Raw genomic sequence first — 9,123 nt, forward strand, 5'->3', positions numbered from 1 at the left:
GCCCGCCGCCGCCGACGCCGCGCGCCCTGCGCCCGCCGCTTCAGGCACGGCCTGTCTGCGCCACACGGGCTCTGAATGGCGTCAGGTGTCGGGCAATATGAGCCTGGGCGCCTGCGTTCAGGCCCTCTACGCTGGAACTTGCGTGCGGCCGGGCGACGCCCAGTACGGCCGCTGGGGCGACACCACCCTGCGTCTGGTGCCGCGTCGCGTGGAGCAGTCCAGCGACAACAGCCGCTTCCGCACCCTGGCCCAGCAGGACCGCAATTGTCAGTTCCCGGAGCTGTGACGAAGGTGCGTGTTCTGATCTCGGGACTGGCTGTCGTGCTTGGTTCGGCCGCCCTGGCGGCCTGCAATGCGCCTCAGCTTCAGGCGCCGTCGGACAAGGGCGTCTGCTATCATGTCGGCGAGCTGGACAGCGAAGCGCCTCGCTTCAACGTGCTGGCCCGCGACCAGCCGCAGATCGAGTTCTGCGCCGCGCGGCTGGAAGAGATGCGCCTGAAATTCCTGAGCATGGGCGGCAGCAACAACGAGATGCTCGGCGCCTATCAGGGGCAGTTCATCTTCATCGACCGCACCGGCGTCAAATTCGGCAAGAGCCTGGATGGGCCGCGGTTCTTCGCCCTGGCGCGGACCGGCGATGGTCGCTTGGCCATTCCCGGCGCCATCCAGCGTCAGATCGACGGCCGCCCGGTCGCTGTGGCGCCCAACTAATCCGCCCTTTTTGCGGGCGAACGAAACTAGAACATATCGCCCGTTTCGATTAAGGAACGGACGACAAGACGAATAAAAGGACATCGGTCATGGCGGGCAGCGTCAACAAGGTCATTCTGGTCGGCAACCTGGGTCGCGACCCGGAAATCCGCTCGCTGAACAACGGCGATCGCGTCGCCAACCTGCGTATCGCCACCTCGGAAACCTGGCGCGACAAGGCGACGGGCGAACGCAAGGAAAAGACCGAGTGGCACTCGGTCGTCATCTTCAACGACAACATCGTCAAGGTGGCCGAAAACTATCTGAAGAAGGGCTCGACCGTTTACGTCGAAGGCGCGCTGCAGACCCGCAAATGGACCGATCAGCAGGGCGTTGAGAAGTACTCGACCGAGATCGTCATCCAGCGCTTCAACGGCCAGCTGACCATGCTGGGCGGCCGCAGCGACAGCCAGGGCGGCGGCGGTGATCGCGGCGGATACGGCGGCGGTCGCGACGACGACTATTCCTCGGGCTTCTCGACCGGCGGCGCCAACAAGCCCTCGGGTCCGAAGGAAAGCTACGACCTGAACGACGACATTCCGTTCTAGGGTTCGTTCGGCGGAACATGAAGGCCGCGCCTCTGCTGGGGGCGCGGCCTTTTTCAATGAAGGATCAGCGCGCGAAGCGGCCCTTCTCGGCGGCTTCGGTCAGGGCCTGGCGGACGGCGGCGGTCAGTTCGTCCATGGTCTGCACCTGACGCACGCCGTAGGCGCGGGCGGTGATGTCGACGTTGCCCTTGCGCCAGAAGCCCTCGGGGGCCAGCACGATCAGCTTTCCGCCGCGCGCGTGCAGGCCCATTTCCAGCAGGCTGACCGGGCTTTGCGTGCCGGGCGCGAAATACATGACGATGACGTCGGCGCTTTCCAGCGCGGCCAACTCCCACTCGACCTGACGACGGAACTCCGGCTCGTCCGCCTCGGGCCGCCAGGCGGGGTTCCAGTCGGGGCGGCGGGGATTCAGCACTGTGACGTCCATGTCGCCCAGGGCCTGCGTCAGCGCCGCCTGCCAGTCGGGCGCGCCGCCCATGTCGATGCTGCCGCCCAGGAAGACGCGCGGCCGGGAGTCGTCGATGGGCAGGGGCTGGGGCGAGACGACGAGCGTCGGTTCGGAGGTTGCGGGCGCTGCGGCGATGCAGGCGGACACGACGGCGAGGGCGGACAGCAGGGCAGGGGTCTTCATGGCGGCCTCTATAGCCGACAGGGCGGGCGGTTGTGCAGGGTAACCTGCGGTCATGCTTCGTGAGAGGCCAATCGTCGCGCCCTGTGGCAAGCATGGGGGCGTGTCCAGTTCCTCCTCCTCCCCGCACGCGCTGACGCCGCTCGAGATCGCCGCCATCGTGGCCGTTCTGGTCATCTGGGGGGTGAACAACGCCGCCGCCAAGGTCGCCACCGAGGTGTTGCCGCCGCTGATGACGGGGGCGCTGCGCTTCGCCATCGCCGCCGCCTGCCTGGTCTGGTTCGTGCGGCCGCCGTTTCCGAACTGGAAGAGCCTGCTGATTATCGCCGTGGTGGGCGGGCCGATCCACTATGGCCTGATCTACCTGGCCTTCTGGCTGGCCAATGACGTCAGCCCGGTGACCGTGGCGACCCAGCTGTGGATTCCGCTGACGTCCCTGTTCGCCTTCCTGTTGCTGGGCGAGCGGATTTCGCGGATGGCGACGGCCGGCCTGGTGATCGCCTTCATGGGCGTGGCCTGGATGACGCTGGACCCTCATGCCTTGCAGGACTGGAAGGCCATTCTGGTGGGGGCGCTGGGCGCCTCGGCCTGGGCGCTGACGACGGTGATCGCGCGGCGCACGACCTCGATTCCGCCGCTGAAGATGCAGGGTCTGCTGGCGCTGATGGCGTTTCCGGCCCTGACCCTCGGCTCGGCCCTGTTCGAGACCGGGCAGTGGGAGGCGGCCAAGGCGGCGACGCCGCTGGTATGGGGCACCTTGGTCTGGGCGGGGGTGATCTCGTCCGTGTTCGCGACCAGTCTGATGTTCTGGCTGGTGCAGCGGCGCGAGGCCGGGCGGGTGACGCCCTATCTGCTGGGCTCGCCCCTGGTGTCGATCATGATCGGCGGCCTGTTCATGGGCGACGTGCTGACGCCGCAGATCCTGACGGGCGTGGCGATCGCCCTGGCGGGCGTGGTGACGGTGGCCCTGGGGGAGCGCGGCTTGCGCGCCGGCGCTCCCGCCAAGGTTTAAGCGGCTTACTGCGCCTTGATGACCGCGCAGGCCACGCGGTCGCCCGCGCCGCCGATCGGCTGGCTGGAGTGATCGTCGGCGTTGGCGTGGATCACCAGGGCCGAGCCGTCGGCGTCCAGCAGCCACTGGCCGGGGCCGTTCTGCGACAGGCGGGCGTGGCTGGTGAAGACCTCGGCGTTCACGGCGCCGGCGGCGTCGGCGAAGACGTTGGGCAGGTCGCCGTCATCGGGGCCTTCAGCGTTAAGCAGGCCGTGGGGCTTCTTGGGATCGCCGTGGTTGATGTGAGCGCCGGCCGAGGTGAAGGGCGCCTCGCACTGGCCCGTGGCGTGGATATGGATGCCGTGCCAGCCGGGCGTCAGGCCCGTGGCCTCGACCTTGATCAGCAGGCCGGTCGAGCCCTGCGTCAGGGTGGCCTTGCCGATGTCGGCGCCCTGGCCGTTGATGATGGCGACCTGCGAGGTCTGGCCCGGCGTGGCGCGCATCATGGCCATGTGCGAGGCGTGCTGATCCGGCGTATGGCCTGCATGGCCCGCGTGCTGCTGCGCCGAGGCGGCGCCGGCGGCGAGAGCGATCGCCAGAACGCTGGGAGTGATGAAAGCGGCTGGGGTCAAGCGCATGAATTTCCTGTCCTTTTATACGCGGGGATTTCAGCGGCGTTTCTTTGCCACCACGGCCCCCTGATGATAGAAACCTGAATAGCGGATCACGTTCCGATTCCGGCCATCTAAAGCCTGATTTCCTTGACCGACGACAGCTACCAAAACGCCGCCCCTTCGGCGCCGGGCGATATTTCGACCATCACCATCGAGGATGAGCTGAAACGCTCGTACCTCGACTACGCCATGAGCGTGATCGTCAGCCGCGCCCTGCCGGACGCGCGTGACGGTCTGAAGCCTGTTCACCGCCGCATCCTGTATTCGATGCACGACCTGAACATGACGCCCGAGCGGTCGTATTCGAAGTGCGCCCGCGTGGTCGGCGACGTGCTGGGCCGGTTCCACCCGCACGGCGACGCCTCGGTCTACATGGCCCTGGTCCGTATGGCCCAGGACTTCTCCATGGGGCTGATGCTGGTCGACGGCCAGGGCAACTTCGGCTCGGTCGACGGCGATATGCCGGCCTCCATGCGTTACACCGAGGCCAAGATGGCCCCGGCCGCTGTGGCCCTGCTGACCGACATCGAAAAAGACACCGTCGATTTCCAGCCGAACTACGACGAGAAGGAACTGGAGCCTGTCGTCCTGCCGGCGCGGATTCCGAACCTGCTGGTCAACGGCGCGGGCGGCATCGCCGTCGGCATGGCGACCAACATCCCGCCGCACAACCTGCGCGAAGTGATCGACGCCGCGGTCGCCCTGCTGGACGACCCGGACGTGTCGGACGACGCCCTGCTGGATATCGTGCCGGGACCGGACTTCCCCACGGGCGGCGAGATCATGGGCCGTACGGCCCCGCGCAACGCCCTGCGCGACGGTCGCGGTTCGGTCATCGTGCGCGGCAAGGCGTCGATCGAAGAAATCCGCAAGGACCGCGACGCCATCATCATCACCGAACTGCCGTTCCAGGTGAACAAGCAGACCCTGATCGAGCGCATCGCCGAAATGGTGCGCGAGAAGCGTCTGGAAGGCATCGCCGACGTTCGCGACGAGTCCGACCGTTTGGGCATGCGCATCGTGATCGAGCTGAAGCGCGACGCCTCGGGCGATGTGATCCTGAATCAGCTGTATCGCTATACGGCGCTGCAATCCTCGTTCGGCGTCAACATGCTGGCGCTGAACCACGGCCGCCCCGAGCAGATGGGCCTGCGCAAGCTGCTGGAGCTCTTCCTCGACTTCCGTGAGGAAGTGGTGGTCCGCCGGGTCAAGTTCGAACTGGCCAAGGCCCGTGATCGCGGCCACGTCCTGGTCGGTCTGGCCGTCGCCGTCGCCAACATCGACGAGGTCATCCACATCATCCGCAGCTCGGCCGATCCGGCCGAGGCGCGCGAGCGGCTGCAGGCCAAGGCCTGGCCGGTCGGGGACATGATGGCCCTGGTCGAGCTGATCGCCGACCCGCGCACCGTCCTGGTCGAGGGCGACAAGATCCGCCTGACCGACGAGCAGGCCCGCGCCATCCTGGCCCTGACGCTGTCGCGTCTGACGGGCCTGGGCCGCGACGACATCTTCGGCGAGGCGCGCGCCCTGGCCGACACCATCCAGGGCCACCTGACCATCCTGTCGGATCGCAAGAACGTCCTAGCCATCATCCGCGAAGACCTGCTGCTGGTGAAGGATCAGTTCGGCGTCGATCGCCGCACCCTCATCGGCGAAGGCGACGCCGAGATGGAGGACGAAGACCTGATCCCGCGTGAGGACATGGTCGTGACCGTGACCCACTCGGGCTACGTCAAGCGCGTGGCGCTGAACGCCTATCGGACCCAGCATCGCGGCGGCAAGGGCCGCAGCGGCATGGCGATGAAGGATGAGGACGTCGTCACCAGCGTCTTCAGCGCCTCGACCCACACGCCGGTCCTGTTCTTCGCCACCAACGGCAAGGCCTATAAGCTGAAGACTTGGCGCTTGCCGCTGGGCAATCCGCAGTCACGCGGCAAGGCCTTCGTCAACCTGCTGCCGATCGAGCCGGGCGACAGCATCATGAACGTGCTGCCCCTACCGGAAGACGAAACGACCTGGGGCGACTACGACATCATGTTCGCCACCCAGTCGGGCGACGTGCGACGCAACAAGCTCAGCGACTTCGCCACGGTGAACCGCGCGGGCAAGATCGCCATGAAGCTGGAAGACGGCGACGGCATGGTCGGCGTCGGCCTGTGCACGTCCGAGGACGACGTGCTGCTGACGACCGCTCTGGGCCGGGCCATCCGCTTTAAGGCCGACGACGTGCGCGTGTTCAAGGGCCGCGACTCCACCGGCGTGCGGGGCATCCGCCTGCAGGACGGCGACACGGTCATCTCCATGGCCATCCTGGGCCGCGTCGATGCGACCCCGGAAGAGCGCGCCGCCTATGTCAAACACGCCAACGCCATGCGTAAGGCGCTGGCTGGCGCCGATGCGGAAGAGGATGTCGTTACGGTCGAGGCGGATGACGAAGAGGCCGGCGACGCCGCCCTGTCCGTCGAGCGCATTGCGGAACTGGGCGCGGCCGAGCAGTTCATCCTGACGGTCACGGAAACGGGCTTTGGCAAGCGGTCCTCGGCCTATGAGTATCGTCGCACGGGTCGCGGCGGGCAGGGGCTGACGGCCCACGGTCTGGGCGGTCGCGCGGGCACGCGCCTGGCCGCCGCCTTCCCGGTCGAGGAGTCGGACGATCTTATGCTGGTCACGGACGGCGGCCAGATGATCCGCACCCCGGTCGGACAGGTCCGCATCGTCGGCCGCTCCAGCCAGGGCGTGACCATCTTCCGCACCGGCAAGGACGAGAAGGTCGTCTCGGTCGAGCGTCTGGCCGATACGGGCGGCGACGATGAAGACGGCGACGTCGGCGAGGCGTCGACCGACGAGGGCGGCGAGGCCTGATCCTGCATGGCCGTCGCTCCTGAACTCTGGATCGACGGCCGACCTGCCGGGGTTGAGGATCTGGGCCGCCAGGCCTTGTTCAACTACGGCGCCCTGACCTCCTTCCGCGTGGAGGAGGGCGGGGTGCGCGGGCTGGATCGGCACCTGGACCGCCTCAACCGTTCGGCGGTCGAACTGTTCGGCGAGGCTGTCGCCGAAGATCGTCTGCGCGATCTGATGCGGACGGCGCTGGCCGGGCGAGATGAGGCCTGGCTGCGCGTCAGCCTGTTTTCAAATGAGCTTTCCCTGCGCCAACCGGACTGGACCGGCGCGCCGCAGGTGATGATCAGCGTCTCGGCCCCGCCCTCGCCCTTGCCGCACGGGGTGCGCCTGCAAAGTCAGGCCTATGCCCGCGAGGCGCCGCATCTGAAGCACGTCGCCACGATGGGCCTGTTGCGGGCGCGGCGCATGGCGCGGCTGGCGGGATTCGACGACGCCCTGTTCACCGACGCCGACGGCCGGATTTCCGAGGGCTCGCTGTGGAATGTCGGCTTCATCGAGGGCGAGACGGTGATCTGGCCTGAGGCGCCCATGCTGGACGGCGTGGCGCAGGCCCTGATCCGCGAGGCGCTGGACCGCGCCGGATCGCCGCAGCGGACCGAGGGCGTGCGCCTGTCGGACCTGCCCCGGTTTGACGGGGCCTTCCTGTGCAACAGCGCCACGCCCGCGGCGGAAATCGCGGCCGTCGACGCCCATGTCTTCACCGGCGCGACGGATGCGGTGCAGCAGATAGGCGCCCTTTGGCGATCACAGCCGCGTCAGAAAATCTAGGCCGTTCATTTCGCACCTGCTAAACGGACCCAAACGATGGGGAGGCCGCTGGCCATGCGTATCGGACTTTATCCGGGCACCTTCGATCCGGTCACCAACGGTCATCTCGATATCATCGGGCGGGCGGTCAAGCTGGTGGACCGGCTGGTCATCGGCGTCGCTCAGAACGACGACAAGGGCCCGCTGTTTTCGACCGCCGAGCGGGTCGAGATGCTCAAGGCCGAGGTCGCGCGCTTCAACGCCGACATCGAGGTGCGGCCGTTTTCCAGTCTGCTGATGCACTTCGCCGAGGAACTGGACGCCAGCGTCATCATACGCGGTCTGCGCGCCGTCGCCGATTTCGAGTATGAGTTCCAGATGACGGCGATGAATCAGCGCCTCAACAGCGACATAGAGACGGTGTTCCTGATGGCCGATCCGCGGCATCAGGCCATCGCTTCGCGACTGGTGAAGGAAATCGCCCGGCTGGACGGCCGGATCGACAGCTTCGTCAGCCCCGCCGTCGCCGCGAGCGTGTTGGCCAAGGTCAAGAAGGGTTGAGGTCGGGTTTGAAGATCAAGTCTGTGATGGCGCTGGCGGCGGGCATGGCCCTGCTGGCCGGTGGAGTGATGGCCCAGTCGGGCGGCCAGTCGGGGGATTGGCGCACCGTGGCGCCCGAGAATCTCTGGGTGATCGATACGGCCAAGGGCCGCATCCTGGTGGAGATGACGCCCGAGGCCGCACCCGGCCATGTCGCCCGCATCCGCCTGCTGGCCAAGGCGGGCTTCTATGACGGCGTGCCCTGGCATCGCGTCATCGACGGCTTCATGGCTCAGACAGGCGATCCGCTGGGCACGGGCGAGGGCCAGAGCTGGCATCCCGACCTGAAGGCCGAGTTCACCTTCCGCCGTGACGCGCAGACGCCTTTCGTCGCCGCAGCGGCCCCGGCGGGCGCTCTGGTCGGCTTCGTCCAGTCTTTGCCGGTGCAGACCCAGCCTGACGCTGCGATGAGGACGACGGCGGACGGCAAGGTCCATGCCTGGGGCCTGTACTGTCCCGGCGTCGCGGGCATGGCGCGCGATGATGCGCCCGACAGCGCCAACAGCCAGTTNNCGCATCCGCACCCTGACCAATCAGGGCTTCTATGACGGGCTGAAATTTCACCGCGTCATCCCGAACTTCATGGCCCAGACCGGCGACCCCCAGGGCACCGGCGCAGGCGGCAGCGAACTGCCGGACCTGAAGGGCGAGTTCACCTTCCGTCGCGGCCGCGATAGCGGCTTCGTTCCGGTCGAGAACAGCGGACCGGGCCTGCGCGGCATCATGGGCTCCATTCCGGTGGTGACGCAGCCCGACGCCCAGATGTTCGTCACGGCGGACTTCAAGACCTCGGCCCAGGGATTGTTCTGCCCCGGTGTGGCGGGCATGGCGCGCGCCGGCTCGCCTGACAGCGCCAACAGCCAATTCTACCTGATGATGGGCCAGAACGACAATCTGAACGGCGCCTACACGGTCTTCGGCCGGGTGGTGCAGGGCCTGGACGTCGTGAGCGCGCTCAAGGCGGGCAACGACGCCAACGACGGCGCTGTCGGTCCCGACGCCGACGTCATGACGCGGGCGCGTCTGGCCTCGGCCATGCCGGAGGCCGAACGGCCGACGATCCGTGTGGCTGTGCCCGGCTCTGCACCGTTCAACGCCGCCGTCGAGGCGGCGCGGGCCGCCAAGGGCGCGTCCTTCAGCATCTGCGACGTCCAGCCGCCGGTTCAAGGCGGCTGACGGCGATCTTCCACGCCAGGGGAGGGGCGCGGGACATGAGGCACCAACTTCCGACGATCAGGGCGGCGCTGCTGGCCGCCCTGCTGGCGAGCACGGCGACGGCCC

Annotated in this window: 9 protein-coding genes and 2 pseudogenes; 9 read left to right on the forward strand and 2 right to left on the reverse strand. The window is 67.5% G+C overall.

From position 1 onward, the window contains the following. The 3 genes and pseudogenes from B2Y21_RS14260 to ssb all read left to right on the forward strand — a co-directional run. Positions 1-286 (forward strand): annotated as a pseudogene (locus tag B2Y21_RS14260) (hypothetical protein); the annotation flags it as partial. Between the two features lie 5 nt (positions 287-291). Next, a complete protein-coding gene (locus B2Y21_RS14265; protein ID WP_312205332.1) occupies positions 292-711 on the forward strand; it encodes a hypothetical protein in 420 nt (139 codons plus the stop codon). Between the two features lie 89 nt (positions 712-800). Then, positions 801-1,298 carry a single-stranded DNA-binding protein gene (gene ssb / locus B2Y21_RS14270; RefSeq protein WP_125899729.1) on the forward strand — a complete coding sequence of 166 codons (498 nt, stop codon included), beginning with the start codon at positions 801-803 and terminating at the stop codon, positions 1,296-1,298. 64 nt (positions 1,299-1,362) lie between these two features. Here ssb and B2Y21_RS14275 read toward each other — a convergent pair whose 3' ends face one another. Then, complete coding sequence (locus B2Y21_RS14275; protein ID WP_292060485.1) at positions 1,363-1,929, reverse strand: nucleoside 2-deoxyribosyltransferase domain-containing protein; 567 nt, start codon at positions 1,927-1,929, stop codon at positions 1,363-1,365. A gap of 52 nt (positions 1,930-1,981) precedes the next feature. Here B2Y21_RS14275 and B2Y21_RS14280 point away from each other — a divergent pair, with 52 nt between their 5' ends. Then, positions 1,982-2,938, forward strand: a complete 957-nt coding sequence (locus B2Y21_RS14280; RefSeq protein ID WP_200168797.1) for a DMT family transporter — start codon at positions 1,982-1,984, stop codon at positions 2,936-2,938. A 5-nt stretch (positions 2,939-2,943) separates the two neighbouring features. Here the strand turns inward: B2Y21_RS14280 and B2Y21_RS14285 are convergent, their stop codons facing one another. Continuing rightward, positions 2,944-3,429 carry a superoxide dismutase family protein gene (locus B2Y21_RS14285; protein WP_244911901.1) on the reverse strand — a complete coding sequence of 162 codons (486 nt, stop codon included), beginning with the start codon at positions 3,427-3,429 and terminating at the stop codon, positions 2,944-2,946. A gap of 249 nt (positions 3,430-3,678) precedes the next feature. On the opposite strand from B2Y21_RS14285, the gene gyrA reads away from it, so the two are divergent. The 5 genes and pseudogenes from gyrA to B2Y21_RS14310 all read left to right on the forward strand — a co-directional run bounded on the left by gyrA (position 3,679) and on the right by B2Y21_RS14310 (position 9,018). Further along, positions 3,679-6,453, forward strand: a complete 2,775-nt coding sequence (gene gyrA / locus B2Y21_RS14290; RefSeq protein ID WP_292060486.1) for a DNA gyrase subunit A — start codon at positions 3,679-3,681, stop codon at positions 6,451-6,453. 6 nt (positions 6,454-6,459) lie between these two features. Further along, the gene (locus B2Y21_RS14295; RefSeq protein ID WP_292060488.1) at positions 6,460-7,263 is read left to right on the forward strand and encodes an aminotransferase class IV; all 804 of its coding nucleotides are present in this window, start codon (positions 6,460-6,462) and stop codon (positions 7,261-7,263) included. 54 nt (positions 7,264-7,317) lie between these two features. Then, positions 7,318-7,803, forward strand: a complete 486-nt coding sequence (gene coaD, locus B2Y21_RS14300; protein WP_286952380.1) for a pantetheine-phosphate adenylyltransferase — start codon at positions 7,318-7,320, stop codon at positions 7,801-7,803. Between the two features lie 44 nt (positions 7,804-7,847). Then, positions 7,848-8,351, forward strand: a pseudogene (locus B2Y21_RS14305) (peptidylprolyl isomerase); the annotation flags it as partial. Continuing rightward, complete coding sequence (locus tag B2Y21_RS14310; protein WP_292060491.1) at positions 8,326-9,018, forward strand: peptidylprolyl isomerase; 693 nt, start codon at positions 8,326-8,328, stop codon at positions 9,016-9,018. The pseudogene B2Y21_RS14305 and the gene B2Y21_RS14310, both read left to right, overlap by 26 nt. Positions 9,019-9,123: the final 105 nt, after the last annotated feature.

It is taken from the genome of Brevundimonas sp. UBA5936, assembly GCA_002430835.1.
Lineage (GTDB): Bacteria > Pseudomonadota > Alphaproteobacteria > Caulobacterales > Caulobacteraceae > Brevundimonas.

Excerpts from the sequence above, each read along its gene's own strand:
- B2Y21_RS14295 (WP_292060488.1), top strand. The coding sequence starts at position 6,460 with ATGGCCGTCGCTCCTGAACTCTGGATCGACGGCCGACCTGCCGGGGTT.
- B2Y21_RS14275 (WP_292060485.1), bottom strand. The coding sequence starts at position 1,929 with ATGAAGACCCCTGCCCTGCTGTCCGCCCTCGCCGTCGTGTCCGCCTGC.
- B2Y21_RS14280 (WP_200168797.1), top strand. The coding sequence starts at position 1,982 with ATGCTTCGTGAGAGGCCAATCGTCGCGCCCTGTGGCAAGCATGGGGGC.
- ssb (WP_125899729.1), top strand. The coding sequence starts at position 801 with ATGGCGGGCAGCGTCAACAAGGTCATTCTGGTCGGCAACCTGGGTCGC.
- coaD (WP_286952380.1), top strand. The coding sequence starts at position 7,318 with ATGCGTATCGGACTTTATCCGGGCACCTTCGATCCGGTCACCAACGGT.
- B2Y21_RS14285 (WP_244911901.1), bottom strand. The coding sequence starts at position 3,429 with ATGGCCATGATGCGCGCCACGCCGGGCCAGACCTCGCAGGTCGCCATC.